Origin of the sequence: Mycobacterium sp. (assembly GCF_049647605.1) — a bacterium.
In the GTDB taxonomy this organism is placed as follows: Bacteria; Actinomycetota; Actinomycetes; order Mycobacteriales; family Mycobacteriaceae; genus Mycobacterium.
Genome location: NZ_JBARXZ010000075.1, coordinates 14,766 through 40,815 on the forward strand (window position 1 = coordinate 14,766; position 26,050 = coordinate 40,815).

The following is a 26,050-nucleotide window of genomic DNA, read 5'->3' on the forward strand; positions in this document are numbered from 1 at the left end:
GAGAATCAGCATGTCGATGTTTCGTTGGCAACCAACCGACGGCAGAGGTGTCGTTGCACCGCACCAGAGGCTGTCTTGGCCGGGTACCGTCGGCATCGGCCTGCAGCACGTGGTGGCGATGTTCGGCGCCACGTTCCTGGTGCCGGTGCTCACCGGATTCGCCCCGGCGACGACGCTGCTGTTCTCCGGGATCGGAACCATCCTGTTCTTGATCATCACCCGCAATCAGCTGCCGAGCTACCTCGGGTCGAGTTTTGCGGTCATCGCTCCGGTGACCGCGGCGGCGGCCTCGGACGGACCGGCCGGGGCGCTCGGCGGCATCATCATGGTCGGGTTGCTGGTGATGGTCGTCGGTGCCGTTGTGCACATCTGGGGCATCGGGTGGATCGAACGACTGATGCCACCGGTGAGCATCGGCGCCATCGTGGCTCTGGTCGGGTTCAATCTCGCACCGACCGCGAAGACCAACTTCGAGCAGGCGCCGGTCACCGCGTTCATCGTGCTGGCGCTGATGGTGTTGTCGTTGGTGCTGTTTCGTGGTCTGCTCGGGCGACTTGCCGTGTTCACGGCGGTGGTGGTCGGCTACATCGTCGCGTTGCTGCGCGGCGAGGTGGACACCTCGGCCATCGGCGAGGCCAGCTGGATCGGACTGCCGGAGTTCACCGCGCCGAGCTTCAGCCTGTCGGTCCTGCCGATGTTCATTCCGGTTGTCCTGGTGCTCGTTGTCGAGAACATCGGTCACGTCAAGTCGATCAGTGCGATGACCGGTATCGACAACAACAGGCTGATGGGGCGGGCCCTGTTCGCCGACGGGCTGGCCACCACGGTGGCAGGCAGCGGCGGCGGCTCGGCGACCACCACCTACGCCGAGAACATCGGCGTGATGGCCGCCACCAAGGTGTACTCCACCGCTGCCTACTGGGTCGCCGGTGCGGCCGCCGTGCTGCTCGGTCTGTGCCCCAAGGTGGGTGCGGCCATCGCGTCCATTCCGCCGGGCGTACTGGGCGGTGCGACCGTGGTGCTGTACGGGTTGGTCGGCATCCTCGGCGTCCACATCTGGGTGCTCAACCGCGTGGACTTCTCCCAACCCATCAACCAGATCACCGCGGCGGTACCGCTGGTCATCGGCATCGCCGACTTCACCTTGAACGTCGGCGGCCTGAGCTTCGGTGGTATCGCGCTGGGTGCCATCGCCGCAGTGGTGGTGTACCACCTCATGCGCGCCATCGGAACCTGGCGCAACACAGTGGAACCCGCGACCGAGCCGGAATCGGCCACCGCTCGGGAGGCCACCGTCCCGACCCCCGGCGCTCCGGGCTGACCGACCCACCCTGACAACGAAGCACGAACCACAACGAAGCACGAACCGCAACGCAGCACGAATGGAGAGCACATGGCGACCACGCTGATTCACGGTGGCACGGTCATCTCGTCCACCGGCCGTCAGCAGCTGGATGTCTTGATCGACGGAGAGACGATCGCGGCGCTGATCCAGCCGGGGGCCACCCCGTTCGGGCCCGGACTCGCCGATCATGTCGACCAGACCGTCGATGCGGCGGGCAGATACGTCATCCCCGGGGGTGTGGACGCACACACTCATATGCAGATGCCCTTCGGCGGGACCACCGCGTCGGACACCTTCGAAACCGGGACGTACGCCGCGGCGATGGGCGGCACCACCACCATCGTGGACTTCGCCATCCAGACCCCGGGCACCGCGGTCCAGGACACCCTGGGGCAGTGGCACGAGAAGGCGGCGGGCAACTGCGCCATCGACTACGGCTTCCATCAGATCATCGGTGACGTCAACGCCGACTCGTTGGAGGCAATAGGGGAACTGATCGACGAAGGCGTGAGTAGCGTCAAGTTGTTCATGGCCTATCCCGGCGTCTACTACTCCACCGATGGTCAGATCCTTCGCGCGATGCAACGGTGTGCCGAGGTGGGCGCACTGATGATGATGCACGCCGAAAACGGGATTGCCATCGATGAACTGGTGACTCAACACCTCGCGCGCGGTGAGAACACCCCCTATCACCATGGCCTCTCGCGGCCGTGGCAGCTCGAGGAGGAAGCCACGCACCGGGCCATCATGCTGGCCGATGTCACCGGTGTGCCGCTCTATGTGGTGCACGTGTCGGCCAAACAGGCGCTGGAGCAGATCGCCGTCGCCCGCGGTGCGGGCGCCAATGTATTCGCCGAGACGTGTCCTCAGTACCTATATCTCTCGCTGGAAGAGCAGTTGGGCGCAGCGGGTTTCGACGGTGCCAAGTGGGTCTGTTCGACTCCGCTGCGGTCCCGGGCCGAGGGGCATCAGGATGAGCTGTGGCGTTGTATCCGCACCGGTGATGTCACCGGGGTGGCCACCGATCACTGTCCGTTCTGCATGAAGGGCCAGAAGGAGATGGGGATCGGTGATTTCTCGAAGATCCCCAACGGTATCGGCGGTGTCGAACACCGGATGGATCTGATGTTCCAGGGCGTGGTGGACGGCAGGATCAGTCTCGAACGATGGGTCCAGGTGTGCAGCACCGAGCCGGCGCGGATGTTCGGCATGTACCCGCGCAAAGGGGTGATCAGCCCGGGAGCCGACGCCGATGTGGTGATCTACGACCCCCGTGCGCGTACCGAGATAGGCATGAAGGCAAAACATCACATGAACATGGACCACTCGGCCTGGGAAGGGTTCACCATCGACGGCGGTGTTGCCACCGTGTTCTCCCGGGGCAAGCGGATCGTCGATGCCGGGACCTACCTGGGCAACCGCACCGACGGCAGATTCGTCCGCCGTGGTCTGAGTCAGAATCTGATCTAGAGGAGTCATCATGGATTTCGGCGTTGTCCTGCAGTGTAATCCGCCCGCATCGAGAGTCGTCGAGTTGGCGGTCGCAGCCGAGAATCGGGGGTTCTCCCATGTCTGGACCTTCGACTCACATGTGCTGTGGCAGGAACCGTATGTGATCTACAGCCAGATCCTGGCGGCCACCAGGAACGTCACCGTCGGGCCGATGGTCACCAATCCACTGACCCGCGACAACACCGTGACCGCCTCCACCTACGCGACCCTGAACTCGATGTTCGGCAATCGCACGGTATGCGGCATCGGCCGCGGTGACTCTGCGGTGCGGGTCACCTCGGGCAAGCCCTGTTCGGTCGCCGAGCTCGGCGCGGCCGTCGACGTGATCCGTGAACTCGGCAACGGACGCAGCGTCGAGATCAACGGCGCCGGAGTGCAATTCCCGTGGGCGCGTAGGTCCCGCCTGGAGGTGTACGGGGCCGGTTACGGTCCACGCGTGTTGGATCTGATCGGGCGCCGCACCGACGGGGTGATCCTGCAGCTCGCAGATCCCACCATCGTGGAATGGATGGTCGCCCGGGTCAAGGGCGCCGCGGTAGCGGCCGGCCGGGACCCCGCGACGGTCAAGGTGATTGTTGCCGCCCCCGCCTATGTGGGCACCGATCTTGCCCACCAACGCGATCAGTGCCGGTGGTTCGGCGGGATGGTCGGCAACCATGTCGCTGATCTGGTGGCGCGCTATGGCGGTGAGGGGGCAGGAGTGCCCCGGGCGCTCACCGACTACATCGAGCGCCGGTCCGGGTACGACTACAACCAGCACGGCCGGGCCGGTAACACCCACACCGAATTCGTCCCGGACGAGATCGTCGACCGCTTCTGCCTCCTCGGAACGCCTGATCGGCATCTGGAACGGCTGCGCGAACTCCGCGACCTGGGCGTCGATCAGTTCGCCGCCTACCTGCAGCACGACGGGATCGACACCACCTTGGCCGCGTACGGCGACCAGGTGATCCCGGCCTTGCAGCCGCAGCTCGCCGCTCGGGTGTGACAACTTCCTCTGCTGCACCCTGCAACCTGAGCCCTCGACCCGGATCGGAGTTTCATGCCCGACGTCAGTGACACAAACGCATCGGTGGTGCGAATCCCGTCCAATCCTGCCGCAGACACGCGATTCCTCGAGGACTTCGTCGTCATGTCGGAGTTCGGTGCCACCCCGGCCGGGGGTGTGGAGCGCCAGGCGGCGACCGCCGCCGACGGACTGACTCGGGCGTGGCTGGCGCAGTGGATGTCCGACAGAGGCTTACGCGTCGCCTACGACCGGATCGGCAACATGTTCGGACTCTGCGAACTCGTGCCGGGGGCACCGTACGTGTTGGTGGGTTCCCATCTGGACAGCCAGCCGCGCGGCGGCCGTTTCGACGGCGCCTACGGTGTCCTGGCCGCCGCGCACGCCGTCGACCGCTTGTCGGGTCACTACCGGTCGCTTCCAGAGTCGGCACGGGTGAATCTTGCGGTGGTGAACTGGTTCAACGAGGAAGGCTCACGGTTCAAACCCTCGATGCAGGGCAGCGGCGTGTTCACTGCAAAGATCGATCTCGAGGCCGCGTTGGACACCACCGACACCGACGGGGTCACCGTACGGGACGCTTTGGATGCTCTCCAGATGCGCGGCGACACCGATGTTTTTGCGGTGGGCGGTGACCAGGACAGCGGTGCTCCCGGGGTGTGCGGTTATGCCGAGATCCACATCGAGCAGGGCCGTGAACTCGACAAGGCCGGAATCCAGCTGGGGGTGGTGCCGGCGACGTGGGCGGCCAACAAGTACGAGCTCGCCGTCGTCGGCGCTCAATCTCACACCGGTGCAACGGCCATGACCGACCGCCAGGATGCCCTACTGGGTGCGGCGAAGATCGTCGTGGCGTTGCGCGAGATCGCCGACCGGTACGGCGACCAGTTGCACACGTCGTGCGGTCAGCTGGTGGTGTATCCCAATTCGCCGGTGGTGGTGGCGCGGGAGGTGCACATGCATCTCGATCTGCGCTCACCCGATGACGCCCTGCTGGCCGCCGCGGACGAGGAGCTCAGACGCACCTGCGCCGAGATCGAGGTGTCCGCCGACGTCGAGATTCAACGTCGCTTCGCCCACACCTGGAAGGGGCACACCTACCAACCCGAGGGAGTCGCGCTTGCCGAGTCGGCGATCGACGATCTCGGCCTCGGCCACATGCAGGTACTCACCAGGGCGGGTCACGACTCGACCAACATGAAAGACCTGGTGCCCACCGTCATGCTGTTCGTGCCCAGCGTCGACGGGGTGTCGCATGCGGAGGCCGAGTACACCCGTGACGTCGACCTCACCGCCGGTGTGGATGTCCTCACCGAGGTTCTCGCCCGGATGGTGGAGACCCCGATGGGCTAGCGTCATCCAGTACGCAGGCCCGAGATCACGACGTCGACGAACTCGCTGGCAATTTGTTCGGGGGTTTCGTTGCCCGAAGGTGTCAGCCAGAGATAGCTGTAATTGAACATTCCCAGGATGCCCTTGACCACGACCGGACTCACCCTGCGGAAGCGTCCCGCACGGATTCCTTCGTTGATCGTGTCCCGCCAGTGCGCTTCGTAGCGTTCCCGGCCGGCGAGTACTTCTTCGCGCCATGACCCGGTGAGGGCGTGGAACTCACGGAAGAAGACCGTCCACTCGGAACGGTGCTCGGCGATATTGCGCAGCAACGCTTCGGCCAAACAGCCGAGACGCTTTTCAGGGTCTGGTTCGGTCACCGCCAGTTCATCAGCGACCTCGTTCATCCGGTTCAACTGCCTGCTGGAGATCTCATAGAGCAGCGTTTCCTTGCTGCCGATGTACCGGTAGAGCGCACCGCGGCCGAGACCCACCGCATCACCGATCTCGGCGATACCCGTTCCGTGATAGCTTTTCGCAGCGAACAATTCAGCCACGACATGCAGAATTTGGTCCCGCTTGGCGTCGTATTTCGTCTGCGACATAGTGCGGTCTGGCCTTTCCGTCCCACCCGGAGTCGTCCCACCTTCCAGCTATTCGTCGGTGGGGATCGCCTCGGTGTGTCACATCGTCCCACACCGAGGCGATCTCCGGACGTGACGTCCGGTCAGGCTTCGTATTTGATCATGCCTCGGATGTTCTTGCCGCTGCGCATGTCCTGGTATCCCTGGTTGATCTCGTCGAGTGTGTATGTGGACGTCACCAGTTCATCGAGCTTCAAGTCTCCGTCCATATACCAATCCAGCAACCGCGGGATGTCGATACGAGGGTTGGCCGAACCGAAAAGACCGCCGCGGATCTGCTTCTCGTAACAGGTGAGTGTGAAGAGATCGAGATCGACCTTGAGTTGGTCACCTGGCGCGACGGAAGTGATGACGAGGACGCCCCGCTTTCCGATGAGTTGAAGCGCAGGCTCCACGAGATGGCCCTCGGCGACGCTGGTGGTCAGCACGGCCCGCTCGGCCATCCGCCCCCAGCTGAGGTCGCGCACCATCTCGAGGGCGCTGTCCATGCTGTCGGCGACATGCGTGGCGCCGAACTGTTTGGCCCAGTCGAGCTTTTGGGGAACCAGGTCGACGGCAACGATGTGCTTGGCTCCGGCAAGCCTGGCTCCCTGGACGGCATTCATGCCGATGCCGCCGACGCCGACGACGACCACCGTGTCTCCTGGCTGGGTGCCGGCCGTGTTGAACGACGAACCCCATCCGGTGGTCACACCGCACCCGACCAGAGCGGCCTTGTCGAGTGGGACGTCCTCACGGATCTTGATGATGTTGTCCTGGTGAACGACGACGTAGGGCGAGAAGGTGCCGAGGAGGCACATCGTTCCCACACCCTTGCCACGTGCGTGAACTCGGTGTGTGCCGTCGGAGAGTGCAACACCACCGAACAGGTGTGCGCCGAGGTCGCACAGCGCCGAACGTCCGCTCGCGCAGGAGAAACAGCGGCCGCACGACGGGATGAACGCAAGAACGACGTGGTCCCCAGGTTTGATGTCCTTGACCTCCGAACCGACTTCCTCGACGATGCCGGCACCTTCGTGCCCACCGACCATCGGGTCCAGTCCGACGTAGACACCGGCGTCGATGTGGTCGTCGGAGTGGCACAATCCTGACGCTGCGAGTCGCACCCGCACCTCATCGGGCCGTGGATCGCCGATCTCGATCTCCTCGACCGACCATCCCTTGCCCGCTCCCGGTTCCCAGCAGATGGCACCTCGTGTGGTGATCGGCATCTGTCTTCCTTTCTCCTGACGGCTTGTTCCGGTTGGTGCTGCTCGTCACCGATATCGCGGAATAACTCTGTCCGCCTTGATGAATCGGTGTATTCGACATCTGTGAGTCGATCCGATGAGTTGAGTAGATCACATCGTGAACCAAGTCGGCAAGCATTCTTGTACCGATCGATATCCGATGGTGATTCCGTTAAGGCGATATTCAACTGGCTATATATGGGAGTCGCTGAAGAAAATGGATCGATCGGTACGACGTGACCCCCCCGCAGGTGGCGGGCCACGCATCGGGCAATGCGGGATTGGTGTTCTTGCCGTGACGCAGCATCTGCTGTGGTACCGATCGTTACAACCGCTGACTCATCTGGGCTTAGAATGTTGCGTCAAATGCTGAACGATAACAAGTATGGCCGATCACCACTCGTGCCACACGAATCGTACTGATCGGTCCAATATTGTTGACGAAGGCCGGCGTGTGTGCTGCACTGGGTGACCTGGGCCACAACTGCTCGCATCAGGTGCGACGCGATACGACTGGGCATCTCACGAAAGGAGGGCAACAGGTGACAGCAACTACCGGTAGGCGCAGCACCGCCAAGGTCAGCCCGCGGAAGGTCGCGGTAGCCAGCTTCGTCGGCACCGCCATCGAGTGGTACGACTTCTTCATCTTCGGCACTGCCGCGGCCCTGGTTTTCGGGACCCAGTTCTTCCCGACGTTGAATCCGCTGGCCGCCACGCTCGCAGCTTTCGCGACGTTCGGGGTGGCGTTCTTCGCCCGCCCGCTCGGTGCGGTGGTGTTCGGTCATTACGGCGACCGCATCGGCCGCAAGAAGATGCTGGTGTTGTCGCTGCTGTTGATGGGCGGATCGACGGTGCTGGTCGGGCTGGTGCCGAACTACGAGCAGATCGGTATCGCAGCGCCGCTGCTGCTGGTGCTGCTGCGCTTGCTCCAGGGCTTTGCGGTCGGCGGTGAATGGGGTGGCGCGGTCCTGATGGCCGTTGAACATGCACCGCAACACAAGCGCGCTTTCTACGGCAGCTTCCCGCAGGCCGGTGTTCCTGCTGGTCTGGTGCTCGCCACCACAGCCTTCCTGCTGGTCGGGTTGCTTCCCGAGGAGGCCGCCATGTCGTGGGGATGGCGCATTCCGTTCATCGCGAGCGCGGCATTGGTTGCCATCGGGCTCTACGTGCGATTCAGCCTCACGGAGTCCCCGGAGTTCGAGGAAACGCAAAGCAGCAAGAAGCTGACGCGGATGCCCATTGCCGAGGTGCTGCGATCCCACCGGGCGCCCCTGGCCGTGGGCATCTTCACCCAGGCAACCTCACTGGTGCCGTTCTATCTGGTGACCGTCTTCGTCCTGTCCTACGGACCAGAGACGTTGAACGTACCTCGCCAGATGATCCTGCTGGCACTGCTCATCGCCTGCATCCTCGACATCTTCTCGGTCCCCTATGCGTCTGCCGTCGCCGACCGGATCGGACCGCGAAAGATGCTGATCTGGGGTGCGGCGTACATGGCGGTGGTCGCCTACCCGTTCTTCTTCTTACTGTCTCTGGGCACGTTCGCCTCCGTCTGTGCGGCGATGATCCTGATCGTGACCGTCGGACATGCTGTCACCTACTCGGCGGTGGCCGCCTATGCCAGTGGCCTCTTTCCTGCCGAGGTGCGCTACACCGGTGCATCTGTGGCGTATCAGATGGGCGGTGTGCTGTTCAGTGCTCCGGCCCCGTTCATCGCGGTGGCGATCACGGCGTCCATCGGCAGCCAGGCGGTCGGACAGTTGGCGCTGGCCGGGTACATAGCTGCCGCCTGTGTGATTTCGATTCTGGCACTGACTATTCCGGCAGCAGCAAAACTTCGGCACTGGCGCCGCATCGCCACAGAAGATCTCGGTCGTGCGTGAAGAATCGCTCGACCGAGATCTTCTGGTTACGTCTGCTGTGAGGCGGCCGGTTGATCACCACACGGTTCAGAGCCGTTCGATCACGGTGGCGTTGGCCATGCCGCCCCATTCGCACATCGTCTGCAAGCCGTATCGGCCGTTCGTGTTCTCCAGCATGCCCACCAGCGTGGTCATGATCCGTGCGCCACTGGCACCGAGAGGATGTCCGAGAGCGACGGCGCCACCGGCGACATTGACGCGGTCGTGATCGACGTTCGTCTCCTGCATCCACGCCAGCGCTACCGCGGCGAATGCCTCGTTGACCTCGAACAGATCGATATCGTCGAGCGACAGCCCTGCCCGTCGAAGCACCTTGTGGGTCGCGGGCACTACTCCCATGAGCATGAGGATCGGATCATCACCGATGACCGCGGTTTCGTGAACCCGCGCTCTCGGCGTCAGGTGCAACTCCTTGGCGCGGGCCGCACTCATGAGAAGCACGCCTGCAGCGCCATCACTGAGCGGTGATGAGTTTCCTGGTGTGACGTGGCAACGGATTTCGGGGAACCGCTCACTGCCCGGCGCTCCGATGAACGCCGGTGACAATCTGGCCAGAGCGTCGGTGGTGCTCGTCTCACGCACCGTTTCGTCATCGCGCAGATCCGGTGCCTCCGTCGGCGAGATCAGATCACCTGCAAGTGACTCGCGTGCCGCGATCGCCCTGCGATGTGACTCTGCGGCGTACGCATCCAGCCGGGCACGGTCGAGATCCCATCGTGCGCAGATGAGTTCGGCGGAGATGCCCTGCCCGATGAGGCCGGTGGGGAAGCGCTGACGTAGGCGCGAACCGAGATGGTCGGCCTGCAGAGCGTCCGAGTGCATCGGTACTCGCGACATCGACTCGACGCCGCATGCGATGACGATGTCGGCGGCACCGGATTTGATCGCCTGTGCAGCAAAGGAAACCGCCTGTTGGCTCGATCCGCATTGCCGATCCACCGTGGTGGCGGGTACTGAGAACGGAAATCCTGCGGCCAGCACGGCGGATCGGGTGACGTTGATCGCTTGCTCACCGGACTTGGTGACGCATCCGCCGATCACGTCATCGATGAGAGCGGGATCGATGCCGCTGCGGTTGACGAGTGCTGCGAGCACATCGGCCAACAACGAGACCGGATGGATGTGGCTCAGTGCACCGCCGGTTTTCCCCTTGCCGGTCGGTGTGCGGACCACGTCGATGATCACCGGGTCACGAAGATCTCTCATGAAGTCTCCTCAGCTCGAGCGCAGTGCCGAGCGTCGCAACTTCCCCACCTCGGTGCGGGGGAGTTCCCTGGCATAGGACACGACCCGGGGGCATGCGTACTTTCCGACGTGTTGGGCGACAAGATTTTTGAGTTCCATTTCGAAGAGGTCGGTTTCGACGCTCACTTCCGTGTTTTTGACGACCACCGCGCGCACGACGTCACCGAGTGCGGGGTCGGTGTGCGTGACGGCTGCGACGTCGGCGACCGCGGGATGACGGAGTAGGGCGTTCTCGACCTCCACGGGCGAGACGTTGTGTCCGGACGTGATGATCATGTCGTCGGACCGTCCTTGGATCATCCACCGGCCGGCTGCGTCGATCACTGCCACGTCCTCGGTGACGTAGGCATCGTCGAGCCATCGGGAGGCCCACAGGTCGGGCCTACCCTCGTAGCCTGCCGACATCTGGTACCGGGGGCGTCGGACGGCGACCTGACCCAGCTCACCCCGGGCCACCGGCCGGCCGTCGACGACGAGCAACGGCTCGAATCCCGGGATCGGCTGAGCGAGCATTCCGGGCGTGATCTCCGCGCCCGGGCTGTCGACATCGCCGAGCAGCATGCCTACCTCGGACAGACCGTATCCGTTGCGTAGCAGCGGTGCACCGGTGGCGATCCAGTCATTGGCGACAGCGGCGGTCAGAGGTTCGCCTGCCGCTGCCACGGTGCGGAGCCGCTGTGGAGCGCCCAGATCGGCGAACGTGGCAGCCATCCGACGGATGGCCGACGGCGCTGTGGCCAGAATGGTGGCGTTGCTGTCGGTGAGCACGCGGTGCCAGATCTCGGGTTTGAAACGGCCTGAGTACATCACTCGTGCGGCACCCAGCGCCATCGGCGCCGCGCCCGCCGTGTAGAGCCCGAAAGCCCAAGCCGGATCGGCGGTGGTGAACACCGAACTGTCTTCTCGCACCCCTAGCACCGATTCGGCGAAAGGTATGACGGAAACGAAAGCGGCGTGGGTCATCACGCAGGCTTTTGGTGTCCCCGAGGTCCCGCTGGTGAACAGCAGTGTCGCGGTGTCGTCGATGGAGGTGGGCCGGATCGGGCCGTCCGCGTCCGCTGCATCGACCGCGGACCAGAAGTCGATGTCGTCGTCGATCACTTGTGCGCCGGTGTTCGGCACGGCGTTCCTGCGGTTCACCACAACGGTGATGAGGTCCAGTGAGCTCTCGCTCTGCGCGATGGCCAGCTCGGCACGAAAGGAGGCGTCGACGACGACGGCCCTGGCGCTCGCCGCGCGCATCCGAAACGTGATGGCGTCGGCGGCAAAGCCACCAAAGAGAGGGACATAAACGAGCCCCGATCGCCAGGCCGCCAGGGCGGTGATCCAGGTCTCGACCTGACGGGTCAACAAGGCCGCTACGCGATCACCACGACGAAGGCCGAGGTCGGCAAATACCCTGGCCGTTTTGGCGGCCGCGCGATCCAGCTCCTGGTAGGTCCAGCGTTCTGTGTGACCGTTCTCGTGATACACCGTCAACGCGAGACGGCAGGGGTCGTTGCGGTATCTGCTGCACACCTCATGGGCGGTGTTGAAATCGTCGCCACGTGGATCGGTGGCCAGATTCGCCTCCACGCGATCCCACACCGCATCGACTGCCCGTCCCGCGGAGGTTGTCCGGTTCATGTTTTCTACACCTGCCGTTTCCGTTGCACCGCCGACGTGTGATCCACGCGCCGACCCACGCGTGGCCTCCGGATACGGTCGCCGCCTCCCGCACGTCCACGACGCTCGACGATGCCGCCTGGCAGGCGTGCGCAAGATCCGCTGGAGTACCAAACGGTACATCACTGTGCGGAAGCGGACTGTTCGTTCCGGTGCTCCATGAATAGCACAAATGCTGTTGACGGTGGCGTTCTTTGCCAAAAGTTGTACTGATCGGTACGGTTATTTCTATGCGAGTGGAGCCATCGGCGGGAGACGCCAAACGTGTTGTTCTTGTGACGGGTGGATCTCGAGGTATCGGTGCGGCCATCGCGACCCAGTTGGCTCGCCGGAACTGTAGGGTCGCTTGTACGTACCGGACCGGGGTCGATGAGGTGCAGGAGCTGGCCAGGCAAGCCCCGCCCGGCCTCATCGCGGCGGTGCCCTACGACCTTGGTGACCCCGCGTCGGCGGGCAGTGCCGTGGACGCCACGGTCGCCGAATTCGGGGCGATCGACTCGATCATTCTCAACGCCGGTGTGTGGTCCGGGGGGCTGCTGGCTGATATGGACCCCGATGCATGGTGGGGGGTGATCGAGCGAAACCTACGCGGGACCGCCGCGATCACCCGAGCGGCCCTGCCCTACCTGCGCAAGAGCGATTCACCCAGTGTCGTGGTGGTCTCTTCGGTGGTGGGTATCATCGGAACCGCAGGTGACACCGCGTACGGCAGTGCCAAGGCGGCGACCATCGGATTCGCCCGCTCGCTGGCCAAAGAAGTTGCACGCGAAGGAATTCGAGTCAATGTTCTGGCTCCTGGGTTCGTCGAGACCGATATGACAAGCCAGGTGTCCGACGGCGCGCGGGCTCGTATCGAGCAGGCGACGATCTTGGGTCGATTCGGAACTGCCGACGAAATAGCTTCTGCTGCCGTATTCCTCAGCGAGGACGCCACCTTCTGTACTGGTTCGATTCTGGTCGCTGACGGCGGCTGGTCGATATAGCTCGGCGGTCTGTTCGCCGCACCACCAACCAGCCCTCCATCAATGAAAGGCCAGCAATGACCACCACCATCGAATCTCCTGTCGGCCTGAGCGACGCTGACTACCAACAACTTCGTGAGCGCATCTGCACGGCCATCTGGACCGAACTCGACCCGCTCGAGGAACAGATCGAGAACGATGAACAGATTCCCAACGATATCGTCTTGCCGATACTGAAGCGGATCGGCGCGTTCGGCCTGCTGGTACCCCGGGAGTATGGCGGCAGCGGGCTGTCCATCGCCCAATACCTGCCGATCATTGCCGAGTTCGCCAAGATCCAGGGCGGTCTGCGGGTAATCGTCCATGTGCACAACTCATTTGCCCATGCGTTGTCCGAGATAGGCAACGCCGACCAGAAGGCGGCAGTGCTCCCCGGTGCCGCACGTGGTGATCTGTCGGTCGCCTTCGGTCTCACCGAGCCCGGTCACGGTACGGGCGCTGATCTCGGCAGCATCGCCCGCCGCGACGGCGAGGAGTACGTGCTCACGGGCGAGAAGTGGCTGATCACGAATTCGGACATTGCCAGCCACTTCATCCTGTTCGCCAAAACCGGTGATACCGCGGTCTCTGCGTTCCTGACCCCACGGCACACTCCCGGACTGACGATCACCCCGTTGCCCGAGACCATGGGGTGCAAGGGCGGCGAACACGGTCGTATCACGCTGGATTCGGTTCGCGTACCGGCGACCGCGCTGATCGGCCGCGAAGGCGAGGGTAACGAGCACCTGGAGCGAGCGTTGGAGGTCAGCAGGGTCTTCATCGCCGCGAGTTCCCTGGGTACCTCTGAACGTGCGCTGGAGCTGTCACTGGCCCATGCGACGTCGCGGGTCACCTTCGGTAAGCCCATCGGATCACGTCAGGCAATTCAGCGCTATCTCGCCGAAATGGCTACCGACATCTACGCGCTGCGTGGCATGCTGGCCGATTGTGCATCTAAATGGGATCGCGGACAACGTATTCCGGCAGAGGCGAGCATGTGCAAGCTGTTCGGCCTCGAGGCGGTCGGTCGCGTGACCGACCGGGCGCTGCTCATTCACGGCGGAATCGGATACACCCGGGCTCACCCCGTCGAACGTCTGTACCGCGACGCGCGACTGAACTGGCTGGAGGAAGGCACACCGACCATTCAGTACCTCGTTGCTGCCGGCCAGCTTCTCGGCGGTTACGAGTACGACGATGCTTTCACCATCTGACGCCTGAGATCTGGAGAGATGATGACAACCGCACTGAATCAGACCGGCCCGGCGATCGAACGTGATGGGGTGCCGCATTTCCGCCTGTACATCGGCGGGCAGTGGGTCGACACCGAAGACCACTACGAAGTCGTCAACCCCGCCACCGAAGAGGTGACGCTGACCGTCGCCAAGGCCACCACCGAGCACGTGGATGCGGCTGTCGCGGCAGCCAAACGAACCTTCGAGAACGGGGTCTGGCGCAACACCCCGCCCAGCGAGCGTGCGGCAGTCTTCGATCGAGTGTCGGAGATGCTGTCCGCGCGGATGGACGAACTCGCCGTCGCCAACACCCGGGAGACCGGTATCCCGATCCGGGCCTCCACCGGAATCGCGGTCGGCTTTCCACTTGCCCACCTCCAGCACTACGCCGGCCTCACGCGTTCCTACGAGTGGCAGCGGCCCGGCCCCATCAACGGTCAGGTTCTGCATACCGGTCACATCCGCAAGGAACCGATCGGCGTCTGTGCGGGGATCGTGCCGTGGAACTTTCCCGGTCTGATCGCCGTGTGGAAATCGATTCCGGCGCTGGCCGCAGGCAACAGCGTTGTCATCAAGACCGACGAGAAGACTCCGTCGTTCGCGCTCGAACTCGGTGAGATGCTGCGCCAAGCCGGTCTGCCCGACGGCGCCTACAACGTGGTGGTGGGTGACGGACCCACGGTCGGTGACCACCTCGTCGCGCACCCGGATGTTCGGTTGGTCTCGTTCACCGGCTCCACCGCCACTGGGCGCAAGGTGATGGCAACCGCGGCGGGAACCGTCAAGCGGGTACTCCTGGAGCTCGGGGGCAAAGGGCCCAACATCATTCTCGACGACGCGGACCTCGACGCCGCGATCGATGGATCGATCTATGCGTTCCTGCTCCACGCCGGTCAGGCGTGCGAGTCGGGAACCCGGCTACTCGTGCCGTCGGCGATGAAAGACGAGATCGTGCAGCGGCTCGTCGATCGGATCAGCACCCTCAGGCAAGGTGATCCGCTCGACCCGGCGACCGACGTCGGGCCGGTGATGAATCAAACCCAGCAGAATCGCATACTGGGCTACATCGAGAGCGGAAAACAGGACGGCGCAACCATTGTCGTCGGCGGTGAAACGCCGTCCGGCAAGGGTTTCGAGAAGGGCTTCTGGGTGGCGCCGACGGTGTTCACCGGAGTGCAGAACACCATGTGCATCGCTCGCGAGGAGATCTTCGGCCCCGTGCTCTCGGTCCTCACCTACGACTCGGTCGATGAGGCCGTGAGCATGGCCAATGACACCGAGTACGGATTGTCGGCCGGGGTGTGGAGCCGCGACATTCAGCGCGCCCTCGACATCGCAAACCGGCTCGAAGCCGGCTCGGTGTGGATCAACGACTGGCACAACATATCTCAGTTCCTTCCGTTCGGCGGCTTCAAGCAGAGCGGCACGGGGCGCGAGCTCGGCCCCGACGCCCTGGACGAGTTCACCCAGGACAAAGCGGTGACTGTCGACCTCTCCGGCGGTGTCGAGAACCGGGCGTACGGACTGGTTCTGGGCGCACCGCCCGAATCCAACTAGATCCTCGTCAACCCGGCCGTCGAACCGGGGCCACATCAAGGGAGGTTGATCCGACATGAATGGTCCACTCGCGGGGCTGCGTGTCATCGAGTTGGCCGGAATCGGGCCGGGACCACATGCCGCGATGATTCTCGGTGACCTCGGCGCTGATGTCGTCCGCATCGAGCGGCCGGCAACAGGACCGGCCCCGGCTCGCGATGCGATGCTGCGTAACCGCCGCATTGTCGTGGCAGACCTGAAATCCACCGAAGGCCGCGACGTCGTACTCAAGCTCGTGGTCAAGGCCGATGTGCTGATCGAGGGTTTCCGGCCAGGTGTCACCGAACGGCTGGGGTTGGGTCCGCAGGACTGCGCTGAGATCAACCACCAGCTGATCTACGGCCGGATGACGGGCTGGGGCCAGGACGGCCCGCGTGCGCTACAGGCCGGTCACGACATCAACTACATCTCGCTCAACGGCCTGTTGCATGCGGTGGGGCGCAACGGTCAGCGGCCGGTGCCGCCGCTGAATCTGGTCGGCGACTTCGGCGGCGGATCGATGTTCTTGCTGCTGGGCATCCTGTCGGCGTTGTGGGAGCGGCAGACCTCGGGTCTGGGGCAGGTGATCGACGCGGCGATGATCGACGGCTCGAGTGTGCTGGCGCAGATGATGTGGGCGTTCCGGGCCGCTGGTCAGTGGTCGGATGAGCGTGGTGTGAATTTGCTCGATACCGGGGCGCCGTATTACGACACCTATGAGACTGCGGACGGTCGTTATGTCGCAGTCGGTGCGATCGAACCGCAGTTCTACGCGCAACTGCTCCATGGCCTCGAGCTCGATGCTGGGGCGTTGCCGGACCGCGAGGATCCCGCTCGGTGGCCGGAGCTCGAGGCGATTCTCACCGATGCGTTCCTGGCTCACGACCGCGACCACTGGGCTGAGGTCTTCTCGGGTACGGATGCGTGTGTGACACCTGTGCTGAGCTTCGCCGAAGTCGGCGCCGAACCGCACGTCCTGCACCGGGGAACCTTCTACGACGCAGGTGCCGATGGTGTGCAACCTGTTCCGGCACCACGGTTCTCACGCACTCCGGCAGCGGTGCCGACCGCACCACCGAGCGTGGCGACCCGCTGGGAGACGGTCCTCGCCGACTGGCAGTGACGGCATCACTCGGCGCGCAGACACATATCCCGCGAAGAAAGACACGACAGAAAGGAAACCCGTGGAAATCAAGGATGCGGTAGCAGTGGTGACCGGCGGTGCTTCGGGTTTGGGCTTGGCGACCACCAAGCGCCTGTTGGATCGGGGTGCCTCGGTGGTGGTCATCGACCTCAAGGGCGAGGAAGCCGTCAAGGAGCTCGGTGACCGGGCACGGTTCGTCGAAGCCAATGTCACCGACCCCGAGTCGGTCAGTGCTGCGCTGGACATTACCGAGGAGCTCGGCCCGGTGCGTATCAATGTCAACTGCGCGGGTATCGGCAATGCCATCAAGACCTTGGGCAAGGACGGGCCGTTCCCGCTCGACGAATTCCGCAAGGTCATCGAGGTCAACCTGATCGGCACGTTCAACGTGCTGCGGCTGGCTGCTGAGCGCATCGCCAAGACCGACCCTGTCGGTGAAGAGCGTGGCGTCATCATCAATACTGCGTCGGTGGCCGCGTTCGACGGTCAGATCGGGCAGGCCGCGTACTCGGCGTCCAAGGGTGGCGTCGTGGGTATGACCCTGCCGATTGCTCGCGACCTGTCGCGCAACCTGATCCGGGTGGTGACCATCGCCCCGGGGTTGTTCAAGACCCCGTTGTTGGGGTCGTTGCCCGAGGAGGCCCAGGCCTCGTTGGGTAAGCAGGTGCCGCATCCGGCGCGTCTCGGCGATCCGGATGAGTACGGTGCCCTGGCCACTCACATCGTGGAGAACCCGATGCTCAACGGCGAAGTGATCCGCCTTGACGGCGCCATCCGAATGGCCCCCCGATGAGTCATCAGCGCGGAAGTCGAGTGGGCGCCTGTTCAGATCTTGTTGTCGGGCGGACTGGTCAGTTCGTCGAACCGTAGGTTCAGCACCGGTGTGCGAAACAGGTAGGCCGAGCGGGCAATGGCCATGCTGCCGACCGCCGACCTGCTCAATTGGACAGCGACGATCAACAGGACTTTGACCAGATCGGCGAAGTTGGGTTGCTGGAGCAAGGCGCCCCCGACCACCAGGACAATCCCGACACCTCCAGCGGTGCCGACTGCCGAGATGCGGGTGTAGGCATCGGGAAACCGGACGACTCCGACCGCGGCGGTGGCGAAGACCAGCGCACCCAGCACGGTGGTGATGTTGCCGATCGTGGCGGCGATGGTGGTCATCGTTTACCCCTGGTGAGGGCGCGGGCCAAGGAGAGCGCTCCGAGAAATCCGACCAGAGCCGCAACCATGAGGATGTCGAAGGTGTACGGGCTGGCCATCCGCACGCCGAACAGCGCGATCAGTCCGACGATGCCGAAGAGCAGCAGGTCACCGGCGACCACCCGGTCGGCTTCGGTCGGTCCGGCAAGCATTCGATAGGTCGAGGCCAGGCAGGCGCAACCGACGATGATGATGCCGAGATCAATTGCGGTCATCATGCCCTCCTTGTCGCCGCAGGGCTTTGAGCATGTGAGTCTCCATGTCGCGCAATTCGATCCGCACCGCGTCGGCACTGTCGCTGTACATGCTGTGCACGAAGAGTACGTGCGTGCGTTAGTTGCCGACGCGGACCTCTTCGGTGCCCAGTGTCAGGGTTCCCGGGGTCAGGGTGATGATCGCGGCGAGCACCGTGATCTCGGTGTCGGTCCGGCAACGGGTCGGGAACCGCGTGATTCCGGGCGTGGAACTCTGCCCCGGGGTGATGTTGTCGCGAAGCACGGAGATGTTGGAGACGACAACTTCTTTGGCGAACCACGCGAGGAAGGCGAGGAACCGCCACGGCCAGGTGAGTCAGGAGATCACGAGTTCCGCACCGCCTCGATATAGCTGGTCGGATCCAGCATGCCGAGAGCGGCTGTCTGCGTCAGTGACAACAACAGTTCGGCTCCCAACCCGAGTCCGAGGCGGCGGGCAGTCGCCGCCCCATCCGTTCGCGGGAGAACTGAAGCGGCAAGCGCCGCAGCAGCAGCACCATCACACAGACCGTGAGGATCTCCACCAGCAGCTGGGTCAGCGCCACGTCTGCGGCACCCAGAACAGAGAACCACAGCGTCATCGCGAAACCGACCACTCCGGTCACCACGATTGCCGCAATCCGGGACTGTGCGCGGACGGCGGCGATCACCCCGGCTGCGACCAGTACGAGCAGCAGCCAGTCGAGTTGTCTTGACGGATCACCGACGACCGCGGGCAATCCACCGCCCATCGTCACGGCCGCGACGGCGGCGATGGCGATCAGGCACACGGTCGGAACTGCCAGATGCCGGCGTGGGCTGGTCCCGGGGGGTCCACGATCCGACGAACTCACCCAATGTGATGAGACCCGCCCGCAGGGCGTCGACCACGCTCAAGCCGGACACGGGCACGCTGGCGGGCCGAGGAACCGGTGAACATGATGCCGGGCCAGGATCAGCGCGATTCCCGATCCGATCACCACCGCCGAAATCGCCAGCGGAATGTTGAAACCGTGCCACAGCGTCAGATGCGCGGGCACCACGGTCCCTGCCGATGCGGACGCCGACGCCGACGTCAGCGCGTCCAGAAGGAATGGCGCGACGCCGAAAACCAGACCGAAGGCGCCAAGGCAGCAGCGCCGACCAGTGGCAGCGCCAGTATTCAGCCGGCGTTACGGCCGCAGAGGCGGCTCACGGGTGACGCTGCCACGCACGTCACAACAACCGCCGATATCAGGACAACCAGCAACGACCCACTTCAACCTGGAATGACCCGGCGCAACGTCCTCGATCGCGCACAGGTCATCCTCGCCAAGCGTTAGATGATCGCAGATCGACGCTCACATAGGCCTGGGTGAAGGCGGCGTATCGGCAAGGTTGGCACCCCACGTGGAGGTGCATCCATTCGTGCCGGGTGAGGCAGCAGCCGAGAGGGCTGAAACGCCGCGCACCAACGCCGGCTCGTGGAGAACACCGCCTGAGCATACAAACGCTCTCTGAACCCGCCGAACTCACGAAGATGGGCCCGTGACCTTCGTCCACTACACCCTGTAGTGGACGATTTGGACGGAACTGGGACACTGGTGGTCATGAGCAGTACCGAGCGGTCCGCCCAGCTCTTCTCTGATGCCTGCGCGGTGATCCCGGGCGGAGTGAACTCGCCGGTTCGCGCCTTCAGCTCCGTAGGCGGCACACCGCGCTTCCTGGTCAAAGGTCAGGGCTACGAACTCACCGACGCCGACGGCAACACCTACGTCGACCTGGTGTGCTCCTGGGGGCCGATGATCCTCGGCCATGCCCACCCGGCCGTTGTGGCGGCCGTCACCGAAGCCGCCCAGCACGGACTGAGCTTCGGTGCGCCGACCCCGTGCGAGTCGGAGCTGGCGCACGAGATCATCAACCGGGTGGCACCGGTCGAGCGGGTGCGGCTGGTCAACTCGGGGACCGAGGCCACCATGAGTGCGGTCCGACTGGCCCGCGGCTTCACCGGCCGGCCCAAGATCATCAAATTCTCCGGTTGCTATCACGGCCATGTCGACGCGCTGCTGGCCGACGCGGGCTCCGGGGTCGCCACGCTGGGACTGCCGTCGTCGCCCGGGGTCACCGGCGCTACCGCCGCCGACACCATCGTGCTGCCCTACAACGACGTCGCCGCCGTCGAGCAGGCCTTCGCCGAGGTGGGGGACCAGATCGCCGCGGTCATCACCGAGGCCAGCCCCGGCAACATGGGCACCGTCCCGCCGGCGCCCGGCTACAACGCGGCGCTGCGCCGCATCACCGCCGAGCACGGTGCGCTGCTGATCCTCGACGAGGTGATGACGGGCTTCCGCGTCAGCCGCAGCGGTTGGTACGGGCTCGATCCTGTCGACGCCGACCTCTTCACCTTCGGCAAGGTGATGAGCGGCGGCCTGCCCGCCGCGGCGTTCGGCGGCCGCGCCGAGGTGATGGAGCGCCTGGCCCCGCTGGGCCCGGTGTATCAGGCGGGCACGTTGTCCGGGAACCCGGTGGCCATGGCGGCGGGGTTGGCGACGCTGCGCAATGCCGACGACGCCGCCTACGCGCGGTTGAACGCCAACGCCGACCGGCTCGATGGGCTGCTGACGGAAGCGCTGGCCAGAGAATCCGTGCCACACACCATCCAGCGCGCCGGCAACATGCTCGGTGTCTTCTTCACCGACACGCCGGTCGCCGATTTTGCGTCGGCCCGGGCCACCCAGACCTGGCGGTTCCCGCCGTTCTTCCACGCGCTGCTGGACGCCGGCGTCTACCCGCCGTGCAGCGCCTACGAAACCTGGTTCGTCTCAGCGGCGCTCGACGACGCCGCCTTCGAGCGGATCGCCGCCGCCCTGCCGAAGGCCGCTCGGGCGGCCGCGACAGCCGAAGGCCCCGACGCGTGAAGACCACGGTGCATGTCCTCCGGCACGGTGAGGTGCACAACCCCGAGAAGGTCCTCTACGGGCGGTTGCCGGACTATCACCTCTCGGACCGGGGGCGGGCGCAGGCCGCCGCCGTCGCCGACTGGCTGGCCGACCACGACATCACTCATGTGGTGGCCTCTCCGCTGGAGCGGGCCCAGGAGACGGCGGCCGCCACCGCGACCCGTCACGGGCTCGACATCAACACCGACGCCGATCTCATCGAGTCGTGGAACGTCTTCGAAGGGCAGCGGGTGGCGCCGGGGGATGGCGCCCTGCGTGACCCGCGCAACTGGCCGCTGCTGCGCAATCCACTCAAACCGTCGTGGGGGGAGCCGTACAAGGAGGTGGCGCCGCGGATGATCGCCGCGGTGCACCGGGCTCGCGCCGTCGCGGCCGGCCACGAGGCCGTCTGCGTCAGTCACCAGCTCCCGGTGGAGACGTTGCGCCGGGCGATGACGGGCAAGCGGTTGGCCCACCTGCCCACCAAGGGCGCCCGGATGTGCAACCTGGCCTCGGTGACGTCGTTCACCTTCGACGACGACCGCCTGGTCGGCTGGGGTTACGCGGAGCCGGCCGGACACCTGTGATGCGTCGGTTGCTGGTCCTCGGGTGCGTGCTGCTGCTCGCACTCACTGGATGCTCGACCGGGGACGACGCGGTGGCGCAGGGGGGCACCTTCGAGTTCGTCGCCCCGGGCGGGCAGACCGACATCTTCTACGACCCACCGCACGAGCGGGGCAAGCCGGGCCCGCTGAGCGGTCCCGATCTGATGGACCCCGACAAGACGCTGTCGCTGGATGACTTTGCCGGCGATGTGGTCGTCATCAACGTCTGGGGCCAGTGGTGTGCGCCCTGCCGCTCGGAGATGCCGCATCTGCAACAGGTCTATGACGCCACCCGAGACAGTGGGGTCGCATTCCTGGGCATCGACGTCCGCGACAACAACCGGGATGCCGCGATCGATTTCATCAAAGACCGCGGCATCACGTTCCCCTCGATCTACGACCCGTCGATGCGCACCATGATCGCGTTCGGCGGCCGGTACCCGACGACGGTCATCCCGTCGACCATCGTGTTGGACCGTCAGCATCGGGTGGCCGCGGTGTTCCTGCGTGAGCTGTTGACCGAAGACCTTCAACCCGTCGTTGAACGGCTGACCAAGGAGTGACCGGCTTCACCGAACTCGCCGCCACCGGGCCGCTGCTGCTGGCTCTGGGGGCGTGTGTGCTCGCCGGTCTGGTGTCCTTCGCGTCGCCGTGTGTGGTGCCGCTGGTACCCGGTTATCTGTCGTATCTGGCGGCGGTGGTCGGGGTGGACGAAACCGGCCCCGGGACAGCCGGGGTGAAGACGAAGTCGAAGCTGCGGGTCGCCGGTTCGGCGCTGCTGTTCGTGGCCGGGTTCACCGCGGTGTTCATCCTGGGCACCGTCGCGGTGCTCGGCATGACCACCAGCCTGATCACCAATCAGGTGCTGCTGCAGCGGGTCGGCGGTGTGGTGATCATCATCATGGGCCTGGCGTTCATCGGGTTCATCCCGGCGTTGCAGCGGCAGGCCAGGTTCACTCCCAAGCAGTTGTCCTCGGTGGCGGGCGCGCCGCTGCTCGGTGCGGTGTTCGGGCTGGGCTGGACGCCGTGCCTGGGGCCGACGCTGGCCGGGGTCATCACCGTGGCCTCTGCCACCGATGGTGCCAGCGTGGCCCGCGGGGTCACCCTGGTGATCGCCTACTGCCTCGGTTTGGGGATTCCATTTGTCGTGTTGGCGTTCGGGTCGACCTGGGCGATCGGCGGCCTGGGCTGGCTGCGGCGCAACACCCGCACCATCCAGATCATCGGTGGCGTGCTGATGATCTTGGTCGGGGTGGCGTTGGTCACCGGCTGGTGGGCGGACTTCGTGGCCTATGTGCGGGACGCTTTTGTCAGTGACGTGAGGTTGCCGATTTGACCACTCCTACCCCCACTGCTACTCCGCGAGCAGACACAAACGCGGGTAAAACACGCGGCAGGAACCCCTTTTTGCGTCTGCTCGCCCTGGTTCGGAACACGTGGCGCGCGCTGACGTCGATGGGGACCGCGCTGGTGCTGTTGTTCCTGCTGGCGCTGGGAGCTGTTCCCGGCGCCATGGTTCCGCAGCGCAGCCTCAATGCCAGCAAGGTCGACGAGTACCTGGCGCAGCATCCGACCCTCGGCCCGTGGCTGGACCGGTTCCAGTTCTTCGACGTGTTCTCCAGCTTCTGGTTCACCGCGATCTACGTGCTGCTGTTCGTCTCGCTGGTCGGCTGCCTCACCCCGCGGATGATCGAACACGCCCGCAGCCTGCGCGCCACCCCGGTGCCGGCTCCCCGCAACCTGGGGCGGTTGCCCAAACACCATTCCGCGACGGTGCAAGCCGAGCCGGACAAGCTCGCCGAAACCCTGACGGGGCAGCTGCGGGGCTGGCGCAAAACTGTGCGCACCGACGGCGATTCGACGGAAATCTCCGCGGAGAAGGGTTATCTGCGCGAGTTCGGCAACCTGGTGTTCCACTTCTCACTGATCGGCCTGTTGCTGGCCGTGGCGGTGGGCAAGCTGTTCGGCTACGAGGGTCAAGTCATCGTGATCGCCAACGGCGGGCCGGGGTTCTGCTCGGCATCGCCGGCCGCGTTCGACTCCTTCCGGGCCGGCAACACCATCGACGGGACCTCGCTGTACCCGATCTGCATCCGGGTCAACGATTTCGAAGCGGAGTTCCTGCCCAACGGCTCCGCCAACGATTTCACCGCCGACATCGACTACCAGGCCGGCGAGGACCTCGACTCCAACACCTGGCGCCCCTACGAGCTGCGGGTCAACCACCCGCTGCGGGTGGCCACCGACCGGGTCTACCTCCAGGGCCACGGCTACGCGCCCACCTTCACGGTCACATTCCCGGATGGGCAGACGCGGACGCAGACCATCCAGTGGGTGCCCAACGACTTGCAGACGATGCTGTCCTCGGGCGTGATGCGTATCGACCCGCCGGCCGGGATGTATCCGGACGCCGACGAGCGGCGCAACCACCAGATCGCCATCCAGGGCCTGTTCGCGCCGACCGCTCTACTCCACGGCTCCCTGCTGTCGTCGAGCTTTCCCGCGCTCAACGATCCGGCCGTGGCGGTGGACATCTACCGGGGTGACACCGGCCTGGACACCGGTCGACCGCAATCACTGTTCGACCTCGATCCCCGTCTGATCGACCAGGGGCGGTTGACCCGTGAGGAACGGGTGAACCTGACGGTCGGTGAGGACGTCCGCCTCTCCGACGGAACGACGGTCCGGTTCGACGGTGCAACGCCGTTCGTGAACCTGCAGGTGTCGCACGACCCGGGCCAGATCTGGGTCCTGGTGTTCGCCATGACGATGATGGCGGGGCTGCTGGTGTCGCTGGTGATCCGGCGCCGCCGGATTTGGGTGCGGATTACTCCGGCCAGCACAAACGGTACCGTGAACCTCGAGCTGGGCGGCTTGGCGCGGTCCGACAACTCCGGCTGGGGCGATGAGTTCGAGAAGTTGACGGAGCGGCTGCTGGCCGCCGGCGGGGCTACCCCGGCTTCGTCCAGAGAGAAGGTGCGATGAACCCCGACCACGTCGATATCGAATTGGCCCAATACTCCGACTGGGCATTCACATCATCGGTGTTGGTGCTGGTCGTCGCGCTGATGCTGTTGGCCGTCGAACTGGCCTACACCCGCAGCCGCAAGGTCACCGAGCGTGAGCTCGTGATGGCCGCAGGGGTGACCGCGGACAGCGATCAGCCCGGCGTCGTGGCCGATGCCCCCAGACGTTCGGCGGATGACCGCATCGGCCGCGCCGGGGTTGCGCTGGTGTACGTCGGGATCGCCGCGCTGCTGGCCTGCATCGTGTTGCGCGGTCTGTCCACGTCCCGGGTGCCGTGGGGCAACATGTACGAGTTCATCAACCTCACCGCCTGGTGCGGCCTGGTGGCCGCCGCGGTGGTGTTGCGCCGACCGCAGTACCGCTCGCTGTGGGTCTTTGTTCTCATTCCCACACTCATCCTGCTGACCGTGTCCGGCAAGTGGCTCTACACCCACGCCGCCCCGGTGATGCCGGCGCTGCAGTCCTACTGGCTGCCGATCCACGTCTCGGTGGTCAGCCTCGGCTCCGGGGTGTTCCTGGTTGCCGGTGTGGCCAGCATCCTGTTCCTGATGAAGATGTCGCGGTTCGGGCAGCCGGGTGCGGACGGTCCGGTGGCGCGGGTGATCGCCCGGCTTCCCGACGCCCAGACTCTGGACCGGATCGCCTACCGCACGACCATCTTCGCGTTCCCGATCTTCGGGTTCGGCGTCATCTTCGGCGCCATCTGGGCCGAGGAGGCCTGGGGTCGGTACTGGGGCTGGGATCCGAAGGAGACGGTGTCGTTCATCGCCTGGGTGGTATACGCCGCATATCTGCATGCTCGCTCGACGGCCGGCTGGCGTGACCGCAAGGCCGCCTGGATCAACATCGTCGGGTTCATCGCGATGGTCTTCAACCTGTTCTTCATCAACCTGGTGACCGTGGGCCTGCATTCGTACGCGGGGGTGAGCTGAGTGTCCGACCAACCCGAAGGCCGACACGGCCGCAGCGAGACCGGGGACGACACTGCCGAGCAGCAGCACGAGCCGGTTCACGAGACGCCGGAACGCGAGGCAGAGCATTCTGAGTACGCCGAGTTCCACACCCCTGGGTACGGCATGCCCGCGCTCAGCGACAGCCCACCGCGGCCGCTGAGCGGGTTCCGGTCCGAACAACGGTTCAGCCAGCCGTCCGCGCTGCCGCCGACCCCGCCGGCAACACCGCCGCCGCCGCGCTGGACACCACCGC

General features: G+C 64.9%; 24 protein-coding genes and 2 pseudogenes. 17 read left to right on the forward strand and 9 right to left on the reverse strand.

Going from position 1 to position 26,050, the window contains the following annotated elements; genetic code table 11:
• Positions 1-10: 10 nt before the first annotated feature.
• From WBB07_RS09530 to WBB07_RS09545, 4 genes are all read left to right on the forward strand, one after another.
• Complete coding sequence (locus tag WBB07_RS09530; RefSeq protein WP_526306984.1) at positions 11-1,321, forward strand: uracil-xanthine permease family protein; 1,311 nt, start codon at positions 11-13, stop codon at positions 1,319-1,321.
• Positions 1,322-1,393: 72 nt separating this feature from the next.
• A complete protein-coding gene (hydA, locus tag WBB07_RS09535; protein WP_526306986.1) occupies positions 1,394-2,815 on the forward strand; it encodes a dihydropyrimidinase in 1,422 nt (473 codons plus the stop codon).
• Between the two features lie 10 nt (positions 2,816-2,825).
• Positions 2,826-3,845, forward strand: a complete 1,020-nt coding sequence (locus WBB07_RS09540; RefSeq protein WP_526306988.1) for a TIGR03842 family LLM class F420-dependent oxidoreductase — start codon at positions 2,826-2,828, stop codon at positions 3,843-3,845.
• A 54-nt stretch (positions 3,846-3,899) separates the two neighbouring features.
• Positions 3,900-5,216 (forward strand): M20 family metallo-hydrolase, encoded by a 1,317-nt coding sequence (locus WBB07_RS09545; protein ID WP_526306990.1) that lies wholly within the window; start codon positions 3,900-3,902, stop codon positions 5,214-5,216.
• Positions 5,217-5,218: 2 nt separating this feature from the next.
• On the opposite strand, the gene WBB07_RS09550 is transcribed toward WBB07_RS09545, so the two are convergent.
• Both WBB07_RS09550 and WBB07_RS09555 read right to left on the reverse strand, forming a co-directional pair.
• Positions 5,219-5,800: a TetR/AcrR family transcriptional regulator gene (locus WBB07_RS09550; protein ID WP_526306992.1), complete on the reverse strand. Its 582-nt coding sequence runs from the start codon at positions 5,798-5,800 to the stop codon at positions 5,219-5,221.
• Between the two features lie 122 nt (positions 5,801-5,922).
• Positions 5,923-7,044 carry an NDMA-dependent alcohol dehydrogenase gene (locus WBB07_RS09555; protein WP_526307034.1) on the reverse strand — a complete coding sequence of 374 codons (1,122 nt, stop codon included), beginning with the start codon at positions 7,042-7,044 and terminating at the stop codon, positions 5,923-5,925.
• A 566-nt stretch (positions 7,045-7,610) separates the two neighbouring features.
• Here WBB07_RS09555 and WBB07_RS09560 point away from each other — a divergent pair.
• Positions 7,611-8,951, forward strand: a complete 1,341-nt coding sequence (locus WBB07_RS09560; RefSeq protein WP_526306994.1) for an MFS transporter — start codon at positions 7,611-7,613, stop codon at positions 8,949-8,951.
• Positions 8,952-9,017: 66 nt separating this feature from the next.
• Here WBB07_RS09560 and WBB07_RS09565 read toward each other — a convergent pair whose 3' ends face one another.
• Both WBB07_RS09565 and WBB07_RS09570 read right to left on the reverse strand, forming a co-directional pair.
• Positions 9,018-10,196, reverse strand: coding sequence for a thiolase family protein (locus tag WBB07_RS09565; RefSeq protein WP_526306996.1), 1,179 nt, complete (start codon positions 10,194-10,196; stop codon positions 9,018-9,020).
• Between the two features lie 9 nt (positions 10,197-10,205).
• Entirely contained in the window at positions 10,206-11,861 is a 1,656-nt protein-coding gene (locus WBB07_RS09570; protein ID WP_526306998.1) for an AMP-binding protein, read from the reverse strand.
• Between the two features lie 269 nt (positions 11,862-12,130).
• Between WBB07_RS09570 and WBB07_RS09575 the strand changes: the two genes are divergently transcribed.
• The 5 genes from WBB07_RS09575 (at position 12,131) to WBB07_RS09595 (ending at position 17,648) form a co-directional block, all read left to right on the forward strand.
• On the forward strand, positions 12,131-12,883 hold the full coding sequence (locus tag WBB07_RS09575; RefSeq protein ID WP_526307000.1) for an SDR family NAD(P)-dependent oxidoreductase: 753 nt from the start codon (positions 12,131-12,133) through the stop codon (positions 12,881-12,883).
• A 56-nt stretch (positions 12,884-12,939) separates the two neighbouring features.
• Positions 12,940-14,115 carry an acyl-CoA dehydrogenase family protein gene (locus WBB07_RS09580; RefSeq protein ID WP_526307002.1) on the forward strand — a complete coding sequence of 392 codons (1,176 nt, stop codon included), beginning with the start codon at positions 12,940-12,942 and terminating at the stop codon, positions 14,113-14,115.
• A gap of 21 nt (positions 14,116-14,136) precedes the next feature.
• Positions 14,137-15,693, forward strand: a complete 1,557-nt coding sequence (locus WBB07_RS09585) for an aldehyde dehydrogenase family protein (protein WP_526307004.1) — start codon at positions 14,137-14,139, stop codon at positions 15,691-15,693.
• A 55-nt stretch (positions 15,694-15,748) separates the two neighbouring features.
• Positions 15,749-16,834: a CaiB/BaiF CoA transferase family protein gene (locus tag WBB07_RS09590; RefSeq protein ID WP_526307006.1), complete on the forward strand. Its 1,086-nt coding sequence runs from the start codon at positions 15,749-15,751 to the stop codon at positions 16,832-16,834.
• Between the two features lie 61 nt (positions 16,835-16,895).
• Positions 16,896-17,648 carry a 3-hydroxyacyl-CoA dehydrogenase gene (locus WBB07_RS09595; RefSeq protein WP_526307008.1) on the forward strand — a complete coding sequence of 251 codons (753 nt, stop codon included), beginning with the start codon at positions 16,896-16,898 and terminating at the stop codon, positions 17,646-17,648.
• A 32-nt stretch (positions 17,649-17,680) separates the two neighbouring features.
• On the opposite strand, the gene WBB07_RS09600 is transcribed toward WBB07_RS09595, so the two are convergent.
• From WBB07_RS09600 to WBB07_RS09620, 5 genes and pseudogenes are all read right to left on the reverse strand, one after another.
• Positions 17,681-18,022, reverse strand: a complete 342-nt coding sequence (locus WBB07_RS09600) for a cation:proton antiporter (protein ID WP_526307010.1) — start codon at positions 18,020-18,022, stop codon at positions 17,681-17,683.
• A complete protein-coding gene (locus WBB07_RS09605; protein ID WP_526307012.1) occupies positions 18,019-18,276 on the reverse strand; it encodes an MrpF/PhaF family protein in 258 nt (85 codons plus the stop codon). The genes WBB07_RS09600 and WBB07_RS09605 overlap by 4 nt, the downstream gene beginning before the upstream one ends.
• 118 nt (positions 18,277-18,394) lie before the next feature.
• A pseudogene (locus tag WBB07_RS09610) lies at positions 18,395-18,613 on the reverse strand (Na+/H+ antiporter subunit E); the annotation flags it as partial.
• A 91-nt stretch (positions 18,614-18,704) separates the two neighbouring features.
• The gene (locus WBB07_RS09615) at positions 18,705-19,148 is read right to left on the reverse strand and encodes a hydrogenase subunit MbhD domain-containing protein (RefSeq protein WP_526307014.1); all 444 of its coding nucleotides are present in this window, start codon (positions 19,146-19,148) and stop codon (positions 18,705-18,707) included.
• A 39-nt stretch (positions 19,149-19,187) separates the two neighbouring features.
• The gene (locus WBB07_RS09620; RefSeq protein WP_526307016.1) at positions 19,188-19,334 is read right to left on the reverse strand and encodes a hypothetical protein; all 147 of its coding nucleotides are present in this window, start codon (positions 19,332-19,334) and stop codon (positions 19,188-19,190) included.
• A 549-nt stretch (positions 19,335-19,883) separates the two neighbouring features.
• On the opposite strand from WBB07_RS09620, the gene hemL reads away from it, so the two are divergent.
• The 7 genes and pseudogenes from hemL to WBB07_RS09655 all read left to right on the forward strand — a co-directional run.
• A complete protein-coding gene (gene hemL / locus WBB07_RS09625) occupies positions 19,884-21,191 on the forward strand; it encodes a glutamate-1-semialdehyde 2,1-aminomutase (protein ID WP_526307018.1) in 1,308 nt (435 codons plus the stop codon).
• A complete protein-coding gene (locus WBB07_RS09630; RefSeq protein ID WP_526307020.1) occupies positions 21,188-21,799 on the forward strand; it encodes a histidine phosphatase family protein in 612 nt (203 codons plus the stop codon). The genes hemL and WBB07_RS09630 overlap by 4 nt, the downstream gene beginning before the upstream one ends.
• The gene (locus WBB07_RS09635) at positions 21,799-22,380 is read left to right on the forward strand and encodes a TlpA disulfide reductase family protein (RefSeq protein WP_526307022.1); all 582 of its coding nucleotides are present in this window, start codon (positions 21,799-21,801) and stop codon (positions 22,378-22,380) included. The genes WBB07_RS09630 and WBB07_RS09635 overlap by 1 nt, the downstream gene beginning before the upstream one ends.
• Positions 22,377-23,153, forward strand: coding sequence for a cytochrome c biogenesis CcdA family protein (locus tag WBB07_RS09640; RefSeq protein ID WP_526307024.1), 777 nt, complete (start codon positions 22,377-22,379; stop codon positions 23,151-23,153). The genes WBB07_RS09635 and WBB07_RS09640 overlap by 4 nt, the downstream gene beginning before the upstream one ends.
• 119 nt (positions 23,154-23,272) lie before the next feature.
• On the forward strand, positions 23,273-24,802 hold the full coding sequence (resB, locus tag WBB07_RS09645) for a cytochrome c biogenesis protein ResB (RefSeq protein ID WP_526307026.1): 1,530 nt from the start codon (positions 23,273-23,275) through the stop codon (positions 24,800-24,802).
• Positions 24,799-25,776, forward strand: coding sequence for a c-type cytochrome biogenesis protein CcsB (ccsB, locus tag WBB07_RS09650; protein WP_526307028.1), 978 nt, complete (start codon positions 24,799-24,801; stop codon positions 25,774-25,776). The genes resB and ccsB overlap by 4 nt, the downstream gene beginning before the upstream one ends.
• Positions 25,777-26,050 (forward strand): annotated as a pseudogene (locus WBB07_RS09655) (hypothetical protein); the annotation flags it as partial.